Genomic DNA, 18,852 nt, shown 5'->3' on the forward strand with positions numbered 1-18,852 from the left:
CCGGAAACCTACTGACCATCGACTGCCATGAAGGTCAGTTGCTTAACCCCTGCGCATCGCGCAGGGGACAGCAAGACGGGACGCCGGATCAGTCGGCGTCCGGCACTGCGACCGTGTAGTTGAGCGGCAGACGGCCACCATCGACAAAGATTGTCTGGCCGGTGATGTAGGACGCATCGTCAGAAGCAAGGAACGCGGCAACCGACGCGATTTCCGAGGGCTCGCCGACGCGGCTCAGCGGCGTGCGCGACAGGATGCGGTTGCGCGCCGCCTTGTCGGAGTTCACCGAGGCCAGCATGTCGGTCATGATCGAGCCAGGGCCGATGGCGTTGACGCGGATGCCATGCGGAGCAAGCGCGAGCGCGGTCGCCTTGGTCAGCTGCGACATGCCGCCCTTGGAGACGCAATAGGGGATCTGCGAGGGGATCGCGAGAACCGCATTGACCGAGGACATGTTGACGATGGCGCCCGCGGTGCCGCCGGCCTGGACCTTCTCGACCATGTGGCGGGCGACGGCCTGCGACACCAGGAAAGCGCCTTTCAGGTTCACCTGCAGCACGCGGTCAAAATCAGCCTCTTCCAGCGTCAGGAAGTCGGAGCCGATGGCGATGCCGGCGTTGTTGACGAGGATGTCGATGTCACCGAAGGCATTCAGGGTCTCGGCAACAAGGTTCCGCACGTCCAGCTTTTCGGCAACGTTGCAGCTGACATAGATGATGTCGCCAAGGCCCTTCAGTTCCTCGACTGCGGCCTCGCCCGCGTCATCGTCCACATCGGCAATCACGACCTTGGCGCCGTCGTGCAGGAAGCGTTTGGCAATGGCAAAGCCGATGCCGCGGGCTGCGCCGGTGATGATGGCGACCTTGTTGGTGAGGGACAAGGGGATTTCCTCGTAGTTGACCAGGGTTCGGGGCGGGAGCTGCAAGGCAGCTTTGCCGGAACAATAGGGTCAAGCGGCGGGCCTGTCGATGGCCCGCCGTGCAGTGTCCTCAGGCCTTCGTGCGGACCCCATGGGCATTCAGGGCCGCTTCGATTTCGGTCAGGATCGCCGGATCGTCGATGGTCGCCGGCATGCGGTAATCCTGACCATCGGCGATCTGGCGCATGGTTCCGCGCAGGATCTTGCCGGACCGGGTCTTGGGCAGCCGGTCGACGGTGATGGCGATCTTGAACGCGGCCACCGGTCCGATGAGATCGCGCACGCGCTTGACCAGTTCCGCCTCGATCTCTGTATGGCTGCGATGGACACCGGACTTGAGCACGACAAAGCCGCAGGGCAGCTGGCCCTTGAGCTGGTCCGCAATGCCGATGACGGCGCATTCGGCCACGTCCGGATGGCCGGACAGGACCTCTTCCATGGCGCCCGTCGACAGGCGGTGTCCGGCGACATTGATGATGTCATCGGTCCGCGCCATGATCGACAGGTATCCCTCGTCATCGATCAGCCCTGCGTCTGCCGTCTTGTAGTAGCCGGGGAATTCCTCGAGATAGGCCGAGCGGAACCGGGCATCCGCGTTCCACAAGGTCGGCAGGCATCCAGGTGGCAGCGGCAGCTTGACGACGATGTTGCCGAGGGTGCCGGCGGGGAGGGGATGTCCGGCATCGTCCAGCACGCGCACGTCATAGCCGGGCATGGCGACCGTCGGCGAGCCATGCTTGACCGGCAGTTGGCCGAGCCCGACGGGATTGCCCACGATGGCCCAGCCGGTCTCGGTCTGCCACCAGTGGTCAATCACCGGCACCTGCAGCTTTTCCTCCGCCCAGCGGATCGTGTCGGGGTCGGCGCGTTCACCGGCCAGGAACAGGGTGCGGAAACGGCTGAGGTCATAGTCGCCGATCAGCTTGCCGTTGGGATCTTCCTTCTTGATGGCGCGGAAGGCGGTTGGTGCGGTGAACAGGGCGACGACCTTGTGGTCCGAGATCACCCGCCAGAAAACGCCGGCGTCCGGCGTTCCTACCGGCTTTCCTTCGAAGACCACCGTCGTGCAGCCGTGCAGCAGCGGGGCGTAAACAATGTAGGAGTGCCCGACGACCCAGCCAACATCCGACGCGGCCCAGAACACCTCTCCGGGGGCGACGCCGTAGAGGTTCTCCATCGACCATTTCAGCGCCACCATGTGGCCGCCCGTGTCGCGCACCACGCCCTTGGGCTGGCCGGTGGTGCCGGAGGTATAGAGGATGTAAAGCGGGTCAGTCGCCTCGACGAGGGTGCAGGGCACCTTGCGTCCTTCAGCCAGCGCCTTGCCCATTTCAACGCCGAGATCAACGTCACCGGGCCGGTCAAGGCTTGCGGCGAGCTGCGGGCGCTGGATGACCAGAACATGGTCCGGCTTGTGGGTGGCCTGGTCGATGGCTGCGTCGACCAGCGGCTTGTAGGCAATGGTGCGGCCAGGCTCGAGACCGCAGGAGGCGCAGATGATCGCCTTCGGGGTCGCATCGTCGATGCGGGTGGCCAGCTCGTTTGCGGCAAAGCCGCCGAACACGACCGAATGGATCGCCCCGAGGCGCGCGCAGGCGAGCATCGCCATCACGGCCTCGGGGATCATGGGCATGTAGAGAATGACCCGGTCGCCCTTGCCGATTCCACGGTCGGCCAAGGCCGCAGCCATGGCCTGAACGTGGTCAAGCAGTTCTTCATAAGTGTAGGTGCGCCGGGTCTGGGTGATGGGGCTGTCGTAAATCAATGCGGCCTGATCCGCCCGTCCTTGTTCGACGTGTCGGTCGAGGCAGTTGTGGCATGTGTTGGTCGTGGCTCCGGGGAACCAGCGGCCGTAGACGCCAAGTTCCGGGTCGAACACCTTGTCATGGGGACGAAACCAGTCGATGCCCCTGGCAGCGTCCGCCCAGAAACCTTCCGGGTCTGCCTGCCAGGCTGCATAGGTCGCATGGTAACGGCTGCTCATGTCCCTCGTGTCCTCCCCGGACTTTCCGGGCCTGCACCGGCTGGCACATGTTGCGACCTGCCGAAGCGGCATGCTTGTATTTAGGCAAGAGTGTGCCTGCCCGCGATCAGGCGCAAGGGGCAAAAAAGGGTGATGCCCTAAGACATTCGCAGGGGCGGGCCTTTACGTAGCCCCTTTGGATATGCTGCAAGGATCAGGGCCCTCATGGCCCTTTTCTCCGCCTGGCGTGCTTTCCCGGACCCCGTTGATGCTGCCCCTTGCCGATCCCCTGTTCTATGCCGTCGCCGTTCCTGCGGTTGTTCTGGCCGGCCTGTCGAAGGGGGGCTTCGGCGGATCCATCGGCATGCTTGCGGTTCCGCTGATGGCGCTCGCCATCCCGCCGGTGCAGGCGGCGGGGATCCTGCTGCCGATCCTGGTCGTGATGGACCTGATCGGTCTGTTTGCCTATCGCGGTGTCTATGACCGCCGCTCCCTCGCCCTGCTGTTGCCCGCCGGGGTCGCCGGGGTCGCGTTTGGTTGGGCCACCGCCTCGCTGGTCGAGGATGCCCATGTGACCCTGCTTGTCGGCGTGCTCTGCCTCGTCTTTGTGGCCGAACGCTTCCGGCCCAAGCCAGAAGCTGCGCAGGTGGCGCGGGGCCATCGCCCGCTGGCCGGTGCCTTCTGGGGCGCGGTGTCCGGTTTCACCAGCTTCGTCAGTCACACCGGCGGTCCGCCGTTCCAGCTCTACATGGTGCCGCTGCGCCTGGCGCCGATGCTGTTTGCCGGCACGGCCGTCATTTTCTTTTCCGCGATCAATGCGGTGAAGCTGGTGCCCTATTTTTATCTCGGCCAGTTCGACGCGCGCAATCTCGCCACTGCTGCCGTGCTGCTACCCCTTGCGCCCCTGTCGACGCTCGCAGGCGTCTGGCTCGTCAAACGCGTCAAGCCGCAAACCTTCTACGGCGTCATCTATGCCGCCATGACCGTGATCGGATGCAAGCTGGTTTACGACGGGATCCGTCAGCTGATTGGATGACATCAGCCTGATGGCGGATTGCGCGGTCGGCCCGGGGGCGCTTTGATGGCGTCAACACCCGGGAGGAACAACCATGCATGCCACTGGCAGCCCCTATGACCACGACCTCGACAGGACGCCGGCCAACTACACGCCCCTCAGCCCGCTCAGCTTTCTCGCCCGTGCCGTCGATGTCTATCCCGATCGCATTGCCGTTGTGCATGGGCACCAGCGCCTGACCTATGCCGAGTTCCTTGCACGCAGCCGCCGTCTTGCGTCCGTGCTGGCACGCCTCGGCATCGGCAAGAACGACACTGTCACGGTGATGCTGCCCAATGTGCCGCCGATGCTGGAGGCCCACTACGGCGTGCCGATGGCGGGCGGTGTGCTGCATTCGCTCAACACACGCTTGGACGCAGCCGTTCTCGCCTTCCAGCTCGATCACGCCGAGACGAAGGTTCTGATCACTGACCGGGAGTTTGCCCCGGTGATGAAGCAGGCGCTGGCACTTGCCCGGGTGAAGCCCGTCGTCATCGATTATTCCGATCCGGTCTATCCGCAGACCGGCGAAAGGCTTGGCTCGCTGGACTATGACGAGCTGCTGGCAACCGGCGACCCGGATTTCGCCTGGTCCTTGCCGGGTGACGAATGGGACGCCATCGCGCTCAATTACACATCGGGCACCACCGGCAACCCGAAGGGCGTCGTCTATCATCATCGCGGCGCCTATCTGCTGGCCCAGGCCAACATCCTCACGGCGGCGATGGGGCGGCATCCGGTCTATCTCTGGACCCTGCCGATGTTCCACTGCAACGGCTGGTGTTTCCCCTGGTCCCTGTCGGTGGTGGCCGGCACCCATGTCTGCCTGCGCTGGGTGCGGGCTAAGGCGATCTGGGACCTGATTGCCGACGAAGGGGTGACGCATCTGTGCGGCGCGCCGATCATCATGTCGACGCTGCTGGGAACACCGGAGAGCGACAAGCGGCCGCTGCCGCGCGTGGTCGAGTTCTTCACGGCCGCCGCGCCGCCGCCGGAGTCGGTGCTGGCTGCCATGCAGGACGCCGGCTTCAACGTCACGCATCTCTATGGCCTCACCGAGGTCTACGGACCGGCCGTGGTCAATGACTGGAAGGGCGAATGGGAGGATCTCGCCCCGGATGCTCGCGCAGCGCTGAAGGCAAGGCAGGGTGTGCGCTATGTCGCGCTCGAGGGTTTGACGGTCATGGATCCGGTGACGATGGCTGAGGTTCCGCGCGACGGCCAGACGCTGGGCGAAGTCATGTTCCGCGGCAATGTGGTGATGAAGGGCTACCTGAAGAACCCCGAGGCAACCGCAGAGGCCTTTGAAGGCGGCTGGTTCCACAGCGGCGATCTTGGCGTCATGCACCCGGACGGCTACATCCAGCTCAAGGACCGCTCAAAGGACATCATCATCTCGGGCGGCGAGAACATCTCCTCGATCGAGGTCGAGGACGTTCTGTACAAGCATCCAGCCGTCCAGGCCGCTGCAGTCGTGGCGCGCCCGGACGAGAAATGGGGTGAGACACCCTGTGCCTTTGTGGAACTGAAAGGGTCGGCGAGTGTCAGCGAAGCGGAGCTGATTGCCTTCTGCCGCGAGCGCATGGCCCATTTCAAGGCACCGCGCACCGTCGTGTTCTGCGATCTTCCGAAGACATCCACGGGCAAGATCCAGAAATACGCCTTGCGGGAACGCGCGAGGGGGCTCTGAGAGCCTTCTGACCGGCTGCCACTCAGGCGGCAGCCTCGTCAGCTGGCCCGGCGCGAATGGGAAGGCGTCGACCATTCGCACCGGCGGGGCCGGCTGTCGGGCGTTCGTTTAGCCGGCGCGGCCGAAGGCGGCGAACAGCTTGTCGATCTGCTGGGCGACCGGGTTTTCCGCCGGCGCATCCTGCACCACGGCGTCTTCACGCGGGTACAGCATGGCGTCCAGATGCTGGACACGTTCCTGCAGGCGCACGGAACGCACGACGAGATCCTGCAGACGCTCCGGCAAGTCATTGAAAGCAGTGCCGCCCGTCGAGGAGCTGAGGCGATCAAGGCGAACCTTGTTCTTTTCGCTGCCGGCCTGGTCGGAGGTCATTTCGCCTTCGTTGACGGCGCGCTGCAACAGCAGCCAGGAGGCCAGCTGCATCAGACGGGTGGTCAGGCGCATGGATTCGGTCGCATAGGCGAGCGAGGCCGGCCGGTCGAGCGATTTGGATTCGGAACGGCCATCACCGTCGAGGTAGCTCGCGGTCTCTTCAACGAGAGCCATGCCTTCCTGGAACAGGGCCTGGAACTTCTGCGATGCGGCAAGCCTGTCGGCAAAGCTGACTGTTTCCGGCACGGGAAAAAGCTTCTTCGAGTCGTCGGTCATGGGTTTAACGCCTTCTACTGAAACCCGGCTCCTTTCGGAACCTTCTGCCACCTTGTCCTGATATGGGACGGATGGACCTATCGGCTCATGAATTGCAACTGCCGTGCCAGTTGTCGTGCCAGATGCCGCGAAACGTCGCCGGTCATGTGGCTGCCGGCTCAGGATCGTCGCTTAACCTTACCTTGCCAGTAGCGCAAAAAAAAGAGCCGCGGAACCCGCGGCTCAAAGTCGTTAACAGGGAGGCGTCAAACAGAGTGGACAGGAGCCACTCAAAATCCAGATGACTGGATACCCATAGTTATCTCTTGGAAAGCTTAATAATAAGTAAATAACTAAAATTCTAAGCAAAAACTGACCCAAAATGGCTCACAATTGCTTCGTCATCTTCATCATTCGCAGATTTAACTAGATTTCTTGGAGAAGAGTGCTTCCGCTGCTGACCGGACCCCGCCCCGGCGCTCCAGTTCGCTGCGCAGCCTGGCAATCTCTGCCGTAAATATCTCAATTCTTTCAGTCAGTTCGGTCTCAGACAGACGCGCGAGATCATCGCCCGCGCGCGGGCGTTCCGTTGACAGGCTCTGCCTTGGTTCCAGGTCTTCCATGTCGCTCCTCCTGCCGTCATCCTGATCCGTGTTGTCCCGGTTCCGGTCGTCCTGCATTCACGAGTTCGTGAGCTGCGCCCAAAGCCTGAGGGATCTTGGCATGGCACAAGCTTGCCCCGGCCGCTGACGGAAGGCTAGATGGGGCTCACTCACGACTTGCGGAGATGACGCATGACCAGCATTCCGGCCACTCTGCCTGAGATGATGACCGCAATTGCCATCACCGCGCCCGGTGGCCCGCATGTGCTCGCCCCCGAACAGCGCCGCCTTCCGGTCGCCCAGGCTGGCGAGATCCTGATCAAGGTCGCCGCCGCTGGGGTCAACCGTCCCGATGTGCTCCAGCGCATGGGTCTCTATCCGGCACCGAAAGGGGCATCGGACCTGCCCGGGCTCGAGGTTTCCGGTTGGATTGCAGACATCGGTCCGGGTGTCACCGGTCACAGCATCGGGGATGCGGTCACGGCGCTCGTCGCTGGCGGTGGCTATGCGCAATATGTGACGGTCGACGCCCGCCATGCGCTGCCTATTCCCGCCGGCCTCGGCATGGTCGAGGCTGCTGCCCTGCCGGAGACCTTCTTCACGGTCTGGAGCAACGTCTTTGACCGGGTCGGCCTGAAGGCCGGCGAACGCTTCCTCGTCCATGGCGGCACATCCGGGATCGGCACCACGGCCATCCAGCTGGCCAAGGCCTTCGGGGCCGAGGTGTTCACCACAGTCGGCAATGACGCCAAGGCGGAGGCGTGCCGCGCGCTCGGTGCGGACCATGCGATCAACTACAACACCCACGACTTCGTTGCCGAGATCGCCCGGATCACCGGCGGGGAGGGTGTTCATGTCATTCTCGATATGGTCGGCGGTGACTATGTCGAGCGAAACTGGCAGGCGGCTGCCGTCGAGGGGCGCATCTGCCAGATCGCCAATCTCAACGGCCCGGCCGAGCAAATCAACTTCAACCGGCTGATGATCAAGCGCCTGGTGCACACTGGCTCGACCTTGCGTCCGCGCGACGGGGCCTTCAAGGCTGCAATTGCCGAGGCGCTGAAGGCAAACGTCTGGCCGCTGCTCGAATCGGGTGCGATCCGGCCGGTGATGGATTCGACCTTCCCCTTCGAGAAGGCCAGTGAAGCGCATCAGCGGATGGAAGATTCCGGCCATATCGGCAAGATCGTCCTGACGGTGTCCTGAACCGGCCCACTCATGTCCACCCGCCGCTTGCGCCGGGGAAGATGCAGAAAAAGATGACTGGACGGTAACAAATCGGCCGGATGCCTGGCTCAGGGATTTGCGTTTCCCTGCGCCAGCCGGTATATTGTGCTCAATCCCCATCAATTCGATAGGACTATCGCTTTTTCGCCCGGCCAGGCGAGGAAGCCGCCCGGAGGACTTTAGCCGATGTCGAACACGCCGCTCATGCCGAAGGCGACGGCCGTCTGGCTCGTAGACAACACGTCGCTGAGCTTCACGCAGATTGCAGCTTTCTGCAAACTGCATCCGCTGGAAGTGAAAGCCATCGCCGACGGCGAGGCCGCCCAGGGCATTAAGGGTCTCGATCCGATCATCACCGGTCAGCTCGGCCGTGAGGAAATCGAACGCGCGCAGCGCGATCCGAACTACCAGTTGAAGCTGCAGGGTTCCAAGGTCGTGGTGCCGGAGAACAAGCGCCGTGGCCCGCGCTACACGCCGGTGTCGCGCCGTCAGGATCGCCCCAATGCCATTCTCTGGCTGGTGCGCAACCATCCGGAACTGAAGGACGCGCAGATCATGCGTCTGGTCGGCACGACCAAGCCGACCATCGCCGCGATCCGCGACCGGACCCACTGGAACTCCAGCAGCCTGACGCCGTCCGACCCGGTGACGCTTGGCCTGTGCTCCCAGCTTGAGCTGGACATGGAAGTCGAGAAGGCCGCCAAGAACGCCCCGCCGCGTCCCGAGACCGATTACAGCGAACTGCTGGCTCCGGTCGAAGAGACCACCAGCGACGAGGCAATCGCTGCCGCCTTCACCCGCGACCGTCGCCCGCGTGAAGAGGAAGAGGCGATCGACGCCGATGCCGTCTTCGCCAAGCTCAACTCCCTCAAGAAGTCCCGCAAGGACGAAGACGAGGACGAGGACGACTTCCGCTTCTGAGCAGATCAGACGCGCGACATGCAAAAGGCCGCCGGTTTCCGGCGGCCTTTTTTGTTGTCTTTGACATCCCCTCCGATGTCACCCCGGATCTTGCGTTGCTCGTCCGGGGTGACCCGGAACCATATCCACGCGAGCAGGGCACACTCGTTTGCGTAAAGGTCGCTGTCAAAAAGCGCCAATCGCACTCCGCAGCGGTCATTCCCGCACGAGGCGGGGATGACGCCAGTGCGCGGTTGCAACGCAGAACCGGCTCTCGATCAGTCCTGGACGCGCTCAGCGCTCGGTCAGCTTCAGCTCGATACGGCGGTTGCGGGCGTTGATGTCCGGCGTGTCACCAGGCTCCAGCGGCTGGAACTCGCCAAAGCCGGCGGCCACCAGGCGCTTCGGGCTGACGCCCTTCTCGATCAGGTAGCGAACCACCGAGATGGCGCGCGCGGCGGACAGTTCCCAGTTGTTGCGCAGCCGTCCGGTGCCCGACAGCGGCACGGCATCTGTGTGGCCGTCAACGCGCAGGACCCAGGTGATCTCCGACGGGATCTGGCTTTCCAGCTCAAGAATGGCTGCGGCCAGCTTGTCGAGTTCCCCGCGGCCGTTCGGGTTGATTTCTTCGGAGCCGGACGGGAACAGCACTTCCGACTGGAACACGAACCGGTCACCGACAACGCGGATGTCGGAGCGCTGCGACAGAATCTCGCGAAGGCGGCCGAAGAAGTCGGAGCGGTAGCGGTTCAGCTCCTGCACCCGCTGCACCAGGGCCGCGTTGAGGCGGCGGCCGAGGCTGGCGATCTTGGCCTGGCTTTCCGTTTCCTTGGCCTCGGAGGCTTCCAGTGCGGCATTGGCTGCGGCCAGTTGCCGGCGCAGCGCAGCAATCTGCTGGTTCAGCAGCTCAACCTGGGCCATCGCGCGCTGGCTGATCTGACGCTCTTCGTCCAATGCGCCTTCCAGCGTTGCCAGCTGGCCACCCGCACTGGCCGCAGCGCCGTCCCGCGCTTCCAGCAGGCTGGACAGGCGGTCACGGTCTGCCGTGAGATCGCCAAGGCTGTTCTGCAGGGTGGCGATGGTGGTTTCCAGCTCGGCGCTGGACGCGCGTTCCAGCGCGAGCAATTCGGTCAGCTCGCTGATCTGGGCGTTCAGCCGGGCGAGGACGCTGTCGCGGCCGGAGAGCTGCTGGCTGAGGAAGAACTGCGCCACCATGAAGATGGACAACAGGAAGATCAGCACCAGAAGCAGCGTGGTCAGGGCGTCCACGAAGCTCGGCCAGTAGTCCATCTCCTGGACGCGCCGGCGCCCGCGCGACGAGGCCATCGGTTTACTCCTTGGCCCGGTCGAAGGCGGCGGAAATCGAGGTCAGCAGGGTTTCGATGCGCTTCTGCTGCGCCGATTGTGTCTCAGCCCATTCCCGCATCATCTGCTGTTCCGAGCGCACGTGCTTGACGAGACCCTGGATGCCTTCGGCGAGGTTCGCCATGGCCTGGTTTGCCGCCTTGCCGCCACCTTCCTCGATGGCCCGGTTGAGCCGCTCGAGGGTGAGCTGCAGCTTGTCGAGATCGGCCGGTGCGCCGCTGGCCGGAACGGTCCGGTCCTCGGGCTCGATGGCGGTGACCGTCGACAGCCAGTCTTCCAGCTCGGTGTAGAAGCGGTTCTGCGCCTGGCCGGCCTGCAGATCGAGGAAGCCAAGCACCAGGGAGCCGGTGAGGCCGAACAGCGAGGACGAGAACGCGGTGCCCATGCCCGACAGCGGCGCTTCGAGGCCCGCCTTAAGGTCGCTGAAGATCGTGTTGGCATCGCCCGAGCCCACATCCAGCGACTGGATCGTCGCGCTGACGGAGCCCACGGTCTGCAACAGGCCCCAGAAGGTGCCGAGCAGTCCCAGGAACACCAGAAGCCCGGTCATGTAGCGGGCGATCTCGCGCGCCTCGTCGAGACGCATGCCGATGGAATCGAGGATCGAGCGGGCCGTCGCCGGTGTCAGCGCCATTTCGCCGACCTTGTTGCCCAGCAGCGTCGCCATCGGAGCAAGCAGAACGGGCGGGCGGCGCACTTCGATGCCCGGATCGCCGATCCGGAAGCCGTTGACCCAGTGGATTTCCGGGAACAGGCGGATGACGCGGCCGAAGGTGAGGAAAATGCCGAACACGCCGGTGAGCACGATCAGGCCGTTGAGGCCCGGGCTGCTCATGAAGGCGACGGCGATCTGCTGGTTCAGAATGAAGGCGATGAAGGCGATGATCACCAGGAAGATGATCATGATCGACAGGTATGCCTTCGGGCTGGACAGGCTGTAAGGGTCGAAATCACGGGCCATGAGCTGCCAAGCTTTCGCCTGTTGCGGATGGCCCATGTGATAGCGCGATTTCCAAGCGCTTGAAAACCGTTAATCGCGATCTGACAAAAGGTTAATCACGGGTAAATGCCCGCCCTGGCTGAGGGCGGGCTGGCCGCTCAGTCTGCGGCGTTCTTGAGCAGCTTCAAAAGCTGTGCCCGGACGAACTCGTTGCCCGCGACAATCGAGCCGCTTTCGAGCATCGTGTCCTTGCCGTTGACGTCGCAGACGAAGCCGCCGGCCTCGCGCACCATCAGGAGGCCGGCTGCCATATCCCAGGCATTGAGGCCGTGTTCCCAGAAGCCATCGAGGCGGCCGGAGGCGACGAAGGCAAGGTCAAGCGCGGCGGCGCCGCAGCGGCGGATGCCGGCGACTTCCGGCATGACGTGGCGCAGTTCCTTCAGCGCGCGGCCATGGTCGCCCCGGCCAAGGAACGGCAGGCCGGTGCCGATCAGGCAGTCGGGCAGGGCGTTGCGGGTGGCCACGCGCAGGCGGCGGTCGTTCATGAACACGCCGCGGCCGCGTTCGCAGGTGTAAAGCTCGTCCATCACCGGATTGAAGATGACGCCGGCGACGATCTGTCCCTGACGTTCCAGCGCGATGGAAATGGCAAACAGCGGAATGCCGTGCAGGAAGTTGGTGGTGCCGTCGAGCGGGTCGACGATCCAGCGGTGCTGGCCGTCATCGCCTTCCACTTCGCCGCTTTCTTCCATCAGCAGGCCGTAGCCGGGCCGTGCCTTGGTCAGCTCGTTGCGGATGATTTCTTCGGCGCGCCGGTCGGCGGCGGAGACGAAGTCGCTCGGGCCCTTGCGCGAGACCTGCAGGTTTTCGACTTCACCGAAGTCGCGCACGAGGGATCGGCCAGCCTTCATTGCTGCCTGGACCATCACGTTGAGAAGAGCTGTACGCGCCATGGGATTCTGCCGGATAAAAATTGGTTCAGCGCCAGAATGGCGCTGAACCCTGAACAAATTGAAACTGGAACAGGCGCAGCGTCAGTCGGCGCGGCGCACATACTCCACGGTGGTGGTGTCGACGATGATCTTTTCTCCGGCGGTGATGAACGGCGGGACGAGCACGCGCACGCCGTTTTCAAGGATGGCCGGCTTGTAGGACGACGACTGGGTCTGGCCCTTCACCACGGCATCGGCCTCGGTGATGGACAGGGTCACGAACTGCGGCAGGTTGATGCCGATCGGACGGTCTTCGTGCATTTCCACGGTGACCATCATGCCGTCCTGCAGGAAGGCTGCGCGGTCGCCAACGAAATCCTTCTGCAGCTCGAGCTGCTCGTAGGTTTCGGTGTCCATGAAGATCAGCATGTCTTCCTGGACGAACAGGAACTGGAAGTCCTTCTGTTCCAGGCGAACGCGCTCGACCTTGTCTTCCGAACGGAAGCGCTCGTTGAGCTTGCGGCCGTCGATGAGGTTCTTCATCTCAACCTGGGCGAACGCGCCACCCTTGCCGGGCTTGACGTGGTCCACCTTGACCACAGCCCACAGCGTTTCTTGGTGCTGCAGAACGTTGCCGGGCTTGATCTCGTTACCGTTGATCTTCATTTGACGACCGATTGCTTGGGGCGTGAATACGGGCGGCTGCCGCATGCGATGGCCATTCAGCCACGCCGGTGCCGACGAGCCGCCTGTCCACCACAAAACGGGCCCGGATTCAAGGAAAAAAGCCGCGACGGAACCGGATTAAGGCGAGGCTGCCGCCGGATCCTGCTGTTTGGGGATCAGCGAGCTGCTCAGTTCTTCGGCGCGCTTCATCGCCTTGTCGACGGTTTCCTTGTCGAGCGAGCCGACATAGCCGTCGAGTTCGAGATCCGACAGGCCGATGGCGCGGGCCACGTAGTGCCACGCCGTTGCCTCGACCGGGTCGACATCGCGGCCCCGGCCAAAGGCATAGATCCGCGCCAGGCGGTTCATGCCGACAGGGTTGCCGGCGATGGCGGCGCGCTCGAACCAGTCGGCAGCCTCCTTTTCGTCCGGCTCGACGCCCCGTCCCTGGAACCGCAGGATGCCGTAATAGACCTGTGCCGACAGATGACCACGCCGGGCGGCACGGCCAAGCCAGTTCGCGCCCTTGATCGGATCGCGCACGGTCTCGTTGCCTTCCAGGAACTGCAGGCCGAGGGCGTATTGCGCCTCGACGTCCTCCAGTTCGGCGGCCTTCTGCAGCAGCCGGTTGGCTTCCGCCTCGTTGTAGGGGCGGCCTTCGCCTTCCTGATAGAGGATGGCCAGATTGTACATCGCGCCCGGGTTGCCGGCGGCAGCTGCCTTCTCGAACAGGTCGGCCGCCTTCTTCTTGTCGGCGGTCACGCCGTCGCCGATCAGATACATCTGGCCGAGGCGGTAGGTTGCGGCAACATCTCCGGCATTGGCGGCGAGTTCATACCACTCGGCCGCCTTCTTCTTGTCCTGTGCAATGCCAAGGCCGGTCTCGTGCAGCACGCCGAGCAGCGTCTGAGCTGCCCTGTCGCCCTGTTCGGCCAGCGGCGTGGCAACGGCGAGGCTCGTGAGATAGAGACCGCGCTGGAACACGCCATAGGCAAAATCGGCCGTGGCCGGTTCACCGGGTTCCATCAGCGGAGCCCCGGCATCGATCAGGGTCGGCAGCGGCGGGATCGGCGCTGTGGGCTCGGCAGAACTGCCGGGGCCTTCGGCCACTGGTGCAGCCTCCGTCGCGGCGGGCTGGCCTTGCGCCTCGGGTCCCGCTGCCTAGGCGCGGCTGCGGGTGCACTCTCAGGCGCAGCGGTGGGCGCGTTTGCCGGAGTGGCCCCGGCGTCAGTGCTGGTCGCTGGGGCGGCTGTCGGCGTTTCTGCCTGTGCCTTGGGTGTGGGAACGGCGGTTTGCGCGAGGGCGGGCAGGGCGGTTCCTGCCAGCAGGGTCAGGGCAAGCAGTCCCTGCAAGGGCAAGCCGGGCCGTTTTGGCCTGCCTGCCAGCCGGCGCGCGGGCGTTGCCGCACGTGCCTTGCCCATTTGCGCAAAAGCCTCAGGCATCAGCTTTCCTCTTCGAAGGGATGCTGCTCGAGAATCACATTGGCCGCGCGAACAGCGGCCGCCGGCCCGTCCGGATGGTGCCAGACGGCATCCTTGAGGGCAACGAAGTCCGCGCCGGTTGCGGCGGTTTCACCGAGCGTTGCAAGGTCGTTGCCGCCAAGGGCGACGCAGGGCGTGGAGAACAGCTCGGCCCACCATTCGGCCCGCTCCAGCGTCTTGGCATGGGCTTCCGGCTTTTCCTCAAGGTCCAGGCGCCCGAGCATCAGATAGTCGACCCCGGCTTCGGCGATCTCCATTTCCTCATGCTTCAGCTTGGTGCCGCCCGCGCCGACGATCCGGGCCGGCTGCAGGCTTTCCAGCGCCAGCTTGATGTCCTCGAAGGTGGTGTCGACATGTGCGCCATCGGCGCCCGTGCGCCCGGCCACCTGGGTGTCGCGGTAGACGAGGGCGGCCGCGCCTGCCTTCTGGATCACCGGAACCAGCTTGGCTGCCGTCTCCTGCAGGTCACGGCTGTTGGCTTCCGGCTGGTAGATGAGCACGCAGGCGACATCACCGCCGCTGAGCGCGTCTTCAAGGCGCGGCAGGAACTCGGCGACGTCAAACTGCGGCGGAGTGATGAGATAAAGGCGAGGGCGGTTCACGGCGTCATCCGTCAGTTGGCACCCCTCATCGGGGCGCAGGGATCATACCTATGTCCCTAAAGACGGCAAAAGCACGACGCAAGCACGTGTTCTGCGTTTGAACCGGTGGACGGGCGAAAAGCGTCTGTGAGGGCAAGTCCTCGCATTGCAACTGGCGGCCAATCGCGGAACCTCCAGCCGTCATTCCGGACAAGGTGAGCGCGAGCGAACCGCAGATCCGGAATCCATAGATCAGCCGCGCGGAGCGCGACAAAAAAGACCCGGTAGCTGCAGAAACGCCAAATCCGATATGCGCTCGCTCACGCTCGCACAGAAGCGCTGGATACCGGATCTGCGGTTCGCTGTCGCTCACCTTGTCCGGAATGACGATAGAATGGCTGCAGTGACATAGAAAACAAAAAAGGCCGGAGCACTGCCCCGGCCTTCATGACTGTCTGACCTTCGCGCTGACCGCTTACGCGATCTTGGCGTCGAGCGCGCCGCTCTTGTAGCGGGTGGCCATTTCCGAGAGGGTCAGGACCTTCTTGATCTTGGAGGCCTGGCCGGCGGTGTTGAAGGCTTCGAGGCGCAGCTTGCACAGCTTGGTCATGGCGTCGCGGGCCGGCTTCAGATACTTGCGCGGATCGAACTCGCCCGGGTTCTCGGCCAGGATCTTGCGGATCTGGCCGGTCATCGCCATGCGGTTGTCGGTGTCGATGTTGATCTTGCGCACGCCGTTCTTGATGCCGCGCTGGATTTCCTCGATCGGCACACCCCAGGTCTGGGGCATCTTGCCGCCGTACTGGTTGATGATGTCCTGCAGGTCCTGCGGAACCGAGGACGAGCCGTGCATAACCAGGTGGGTTTCCGGCAGGCGGCGGTGGATTTCCTCGATCACATGCATGGCAAGGATCGCGCCGTCCGGCTTGCGGGTGAACTTGTAGGCGCCGTGGCTGGTGCCCATGGCGATGGCCAGCGCGTCAACGCGGGTCTCGCGCACGAACTTCACCGCTTCTTCCGGATCGGTCAGGAGCTGGTCGTGGCTGAGCTGGCCTTCGGCGCCATGGCCGTCTTCGGCCTCGCCCATGCCGCTTTCCAGGCTGCCAAGCACGCCCAGTTCGCCCTCGACGGAGATGCCGCCCAGATGCGCCATGTCGGTAACGGTCTTGGTCACGCCGACATTGTAGGTCCAGTCAGCCGGGGTCTTCCCGTCAGCCTTCAGCGAGCCATCCATCATCACCGAGGTGAAGCCGGCCTGGATCGCGGTCATGCAGGTCGCCGGTTCGTTGCCGTGGTCCAGATGCACGCAGACCGGGATGTGCGGGTAGATTTCCGTGACCGCGTCCATCATGTGCTTCAGCATCACGTCATGGGCGTAGGAGCGGGCCCCGCGCGAAGCCTGGATGATCACCGGCGCGTCAAGGGCATCAGCCGCTTCCATGATCGAAAGCGCCTGTTCCATGTTGTTGATGTTGAAGGCCGGTACACCATAGTCATGCTCTGCAGCATGATCGAGCAGCTGGCGAAGCGTAATACGTGCCATGATTAACTCCCGTCGTCCGGCGACTGATGGTGTCTGCAGTAAGCCTGCCCACCATCCTGATGTCGCTCTGCGTCAAAGCCCTGCGTGGTTCTAACAAAACACTCCGGATTTGGAAGATGGCCCCCGGAGACATAAATCAATTAAAATGCTGAAACTTGAGCGATTTTTGGCAACAGATTTAATTTGATGTTTGAAATATATGGGTCAGCCAAGGCGAAAAAGTGACGCGGTTCGGCTCATTTGGGAGGCGGCTGGACCCAATGTCCCCTCGGTGGTCATCCCCGCCTTGTGCGGGGATCTACACTTGCAGAGCCCTCGGATGTTGCCGTTGCGCCAGAGCTCGTGACCTGGATCCCCGCACAAGGCGGGGATGACCTCAGGGCGTGGGTTTTCTTCACAGGAATCCGAACCGTCAGGCTGCCCAAAGGGATCGAAAGTGCCGATCGAGACTTGAGCAGTCCCCCCAAAAAAAGAGGCGGCCCGATGGACCGCCTCTCGAATAGTCCCGCTCAGGCGCCGAGTGCCTTGACGCCCGGCAGTTCCTTGCCTTCCAGCCATTCCAGGAAGGCGCCGCCTGCCGTCGAGACGTAGGAGAAGTCGCCCGCTGCCCCTGCGTGGTTCAGCGCTGCCACCGTGTCGCCGCCACCGGCGACGGACAGCAGCTTGCCGTCTTTGGTGCGGGCGGCCGCGTGCTGGGCGGCGGCAACCGTGGCGCGGTCGAAGGGCTCGATCTCGAACGCACCGAGTGGGCCGTTCCAGACCAGCGTGGCAGCGCCGTCGATCTTGGTCTTGACCGTCTCGATCGAGGCAGCACCAACGTCCAGCATCATTGCATCCGCCGGGATCGCGTTAAGGCCGACGGTCTCGTTGGCAGCGCCTGCCTTGAACTCACGGGCAACGACCGCATCCACCGGCAGCACGATCTCGCAGCCGGCCTTTTCGGCAGCGGCCATGATCTTGCGCGCGGTCTCGGCGAGGTCATGCTCGCACAGGGACTTGCCGACGTTGACGCCCTTGGCGGCGAGGAACGTGTTGGCCATGCCACCGCCGATGACGAGCAGGTCAACCTTGCCGACGAGGTTTTCGAGAAGGTCGATCTTGGAGGACACCTTTGCGCCGCCAACAACCGCCAGAACCGGACGCTTCGGCTGGCCGAGCGCGGCGCCCAAAGCGGTCAGTTCTGCCTGCATGGAGCGGCCGGCGAAGGCCGGAAGCAGGTGGGCCAAACCTTCGGTCGAGGCGTGGGCGCGGTGGGCTGCGGAGAAGGCGTCATTGACGTATGCGTCACCGTTTTCGGCCAGCGCCTTGGCGAAGTCCGCGCCGTTCTTTTCTTCTGCCTTGTGGAAGCGGGTGTTTTCCAGCAGCAGGATGTCGCCGTTGCCCAGCTTTGCAACGGCGTCAGCAGCAGCGGCGCCGATGCAGTCGCTGGCGAAGGCGACCGGACGGCCGACGACGGCGGCAACAGCGGGGGCAACCGGCGCAAGGCTCATGTCGGCCACGACTTCGCCGTTCGGACGTCCGAAATGGGCGAGCAGGATCACCTTGGCGCCCATGGCCGACAGGTCACGGATCGTCGGAGCAACGGCGCGGATGCGGGTGTCGTCGGTGATCTTGCCGTCCTTCATCGGGACGTTGAGGTCAACACGGACGAGAACGCGCTTGCCGGCGGCATCCTTGATGTCGTCGATGGTCTTGAAAGACATGGAAAACTCCTGTTGCGGGGCCATCACGGCCGGGAGGAATTGGTGGAAACGGCAAGCCCGATGCCGAACAGCGTCAGGAGGACGCCGAAGGACCGCTCCATCCAGAGCTTCATGCTCAGGAAGCGGGCCCGGACCGGGGCAAGGGTGAAGAACAGGGTGACCAGCACGAACCAGGCGAACACGCCGCTCGCCATGATCACGCCGTAGCCGATCTGGGTCCAGAGCGGGGTCTCCGGCGAGGTCACCTGCAGGAAGACGCTCAAGGCGAACATGGTCGCCTTCGGATTGGTCACGTTGGTGAGGAAGCCCCAGCGCAGCGCGGTCAGCGGCGCCATGCCGGCCTTTGCCCCGCTCGTGGGAACATCTGGCGAGGCACTGCGGTACATGCTGATGCCGAGGAACACCAGATAGCCGGCGCCGATCAGTTTCAGCAGGTTGAACAACAGGATCGACTGGGACACCAGCAGGCCGATGCCGGCCAGCGCATAGGTCACATGCACGCCAAGCGCCAGGCCAATGCCAAGCGCGGTCATGATGCCGGCGAGGCGCCCGCCGATCAGCGCGTTGCGCAGCACCACGGCAAAGTCGGGGCCGGGAACGACAGCGACCACAATGGTCAGCGAAATCACGGCAAGAAGTTCAATCATCAAATGCCCCCG

17 protein-coding genes are annotated in these 18,852 nt (G+C 63.8%); 4 read left to right on the forward strand and 13 right to left on the reverse strand.

Going from position 1 to position 18,852, the window contains the following annotated elements; all coding sequences use genetic code 11:
* Nucleotides 1-88: 88 nt before the first annotated feature.
* Nucleotides 89-880: an SDR family NAD(P)-dependent oxidoreductase gene (locus tag OVA12_RS02105; protein WP_268134040.1), complete on the reverse strand. Its 792-nt coding sequence runs from the start codon at nucleotides 878-880 to the stop codon at nucleotides 89-91.
* Nucleotides 881-989: 109 nt separating this feature from the next.
* On the reverse strand, nucleotides 990-2,903 hold the full coding sequence (locus OVA12_RS02110) for a propionyl-CoA synthetase (protein ID WP_268134042.1): 1,914 nt from the start codon (nucleotides 2,901-2,903) through the stop codon (nucleotides 990-992).
* A gap of 247 nt (nucleotides 2,904-3,150) precedes the next feature.
* Between OVA12_RS02110 and OVA12_RS02115 the strand changes: the two genes are divergently transcribed.
* Nucleotides 3,151-3,918, forward strand: a complete 768-nt coding sequence (locus OVA12_RS02115; RefSeq protein WP_268134044.1) for a sulfite exporter TauE/SafE family protein — start codon at nucleotides 3,151-3,153, stop codon at nucleotides 3,916-3,918.
* Between the two features lie 73 nt (nucleotides 3,919-3,991).
* A complete protein-coding gene (locus tag OVA12_RS02120; RefSeq protein ID WP_268134046.1) occupies nucleotides 3,992-5,626 on the forward strand; it encodes an acyl-CoA synthetase in 1,635 nt (544 codons plus the stop codon).
* 108 nt (nucleotides 5,627-5,734) lie between these two features.
* Here OVA12_RS02120 and rcdA read toward each other — a convergent pair whose 3' ends face one another.
* Together rcdA and OVA12_RS02130 are read right to left on the reverse strand one after the other, a co-directional pair.
* Nucleotides 5,735-6,274 (reverse strand): protease adaptor protein RcdA, encoded by a 540-nt coding sequence (gene rcdA, locus OVA12_RS02125; RefSeq protein WP_268134048.1) that lies wholly within the window; start codon nucleotides 6,272-6,274, stop codon nucleotides 5,735-5,737.
* A gap of 401 nt (nucleotides 6,275-6,675) precedes the next feature.
* Nucleotides 6,676-6,876, reverse strand: a complete 201-nt coding sequence (locus OVA12_RS02130; protein ID WP_268134050.1) for a DUF1192 domain-containing protein — start codon at nucleotides 6,874-6,876, stop codon at nucleotides 6,676-6,678.
* 171 nt (nucleotides 6,877-7,047) lie between these two features.
* Between OVA12_RS02130 and OVA12_RS02135 the strand changes: the two genes are divergently transcribed.
* On the forward strand, nucleotides 7,048-8,061 hold the full coding sequence (locus tag OVA12_RS02135) for an NAD(P)H-quinone oxidoreductase (RefSeq protein ID WP_268134052.1): 1,014 nt from the start codon (nucleotides 7,048-7,050) through the stop codon (nucleotides 8,059-8,061).
* A 207-nt stretch (nucleotides 8,062-8,268) separates the two neighbouring features.
* Nucleotides 8,269-9,003 carry a DUF1013 domain-containing protein gene (locus OVA12_RS02140; protein WP_268134054.1) on the forward strand — a complete coding sequence of 245 codons (735 nt, stop codon included), beginning with the start codon at nucleotides 8,269-8,271 and terminating at the stop codon, nucleotides 9,001-9,003.
* Between the two features lie 273 nt (nucleotides 9,004-9,276).
* On the opposite strand, the gene OVA12_RS02145 is transcribed toward OVA12_RS02140, so the two are convergent.
* The 9 genes from OVA12_RS02145 to OVA12_RS02185 all read right to left on the reverse strand — a co-directional run bounded on the left by OVA12_RS02145 (nucleotide 9,277) and on the right by OVA12_RS02185 (nucleotide 18,840).
* The gene (locus OVA12_RS02145) at nucleotides 9,277-10,308 is read right to left on the reverse strand and encodes a peptidoglycan -binding protein (RefSeq protein WP_268134056.1); all 1,032 of its coding nucleotides are present in this window, start codon (nucleotides 10,306-10,308) and stop codon (nucleotides 9,277-9,279) included.
* Nucleotides 10,309-10,312: 4 nt separating this feature from the next.
* A complete protein-coding gene (locus tag OVA12_RS02150; protein WP_268134058.1) occupies nucleotides 10,313-11,308 on the reverse strand; it encodes a flagellar motor protein MotA in 996 nt (331 codons plus the stop codon).
* A gap of 137 nt (nucleotides 11,309-11,445) precedes the next feature.
* Nucleotides 11,446-12,240 carry an inositol monophosphatase family protein gene (locus tag OVA12_RS02155; protein WP_268134060.1) on the reverse strand — a complete coding sequence of 265 codons (795 nt, stop codon included), beginning with the start codon at nucleotides 12,238-12,240 and terminating at the stop codon, nucleotides 11,446-11,448.
* An 81-nt stretch (nucleotides 12,241-12,321) separates the two neighbouring features.
* Nucleotides 12,322-12,885 (reverse strand): elongation factor P, encoded by a 564-nt coding sequence (efp, locus tag OVA12_RS02160; RefSeq protein ID WP_268134062.1) that lies wholly within the window; start codon nucleotides 12,883-12,885, stop codon nucleotides 12,322-12,324.
* Nucleotides 12,886-13,023: 138 nt separating this feature from the next.
* Nucleotides 13,024-13,995: a tetratricopeptide repeat protein gene (locus OVA12_RS02165; protein ID WP_268134063.1), complete on the reverse strand. Its 972-nt coding sequence runs from the start codon at nucleotides 13,993-13,995 to the stop codon at nucleotides 13,024-13,026.
* A 331-nt stretch (nucleotides 13,996-14,326) separates the two neighbouring features.
* Entirely contained in the window at nucleotides 14,327-14,968 is a 642-nt protein-coding gene (locus tag OVA12_RS02170; protein ID WP_268134065.1) for a thiamine phosphate synthase, read from the reverse strand.
* A 454-nt stretch (nucleotides 14,969-15,422) separates the two neighbouring features.
* Complete coding sequence (fba, locus tag OVA12_RS02175) at nucleotides 15,423-16,490, reverse strand: class II fructose-bisphosphate aldolase (protein ID WP_268134067.1); 1,068 nt, start codon at nucleotides 16,488-16,490, stop codon at nucleotides 15,423-15,425.
* A 509-nt stretch (nucleotides 16,491-16,999) separates the two neighbouring features.
* Nucleotides 17,000-18,193: a phosphoglycerate kinase gene (locus tag OVA12_RS02180; protein WP_268134069.1), complete on the reverse strand. Its 1,194-nt coding sequence runs from the start codon at nucleotides 18,191-18,193 to the stop codon at nucleotides 17,000-17,002.
* Between the two features lie 23 nt (nucleotides 18,194-18,216).
* Entirely contained in the window at nucleotides 18,217-18,840 is a 624-nt protein-coding gene (locus tag OVA12_RS02185) for a LysE family translocator (protein ID WP_268134071.1), read from the reverse strand.
* Nucleotides 18,841-18,852: the final 12 nt, after the last annotated feature.

This window comes from Pannonibacter sp. SL95, from assembly GCF_026672425.1.
GTDB lineage: Bacteria > Pseudomonadota > Alphaproteobacteria > Rhizobiales > Stappiaceae > Pannonibacter.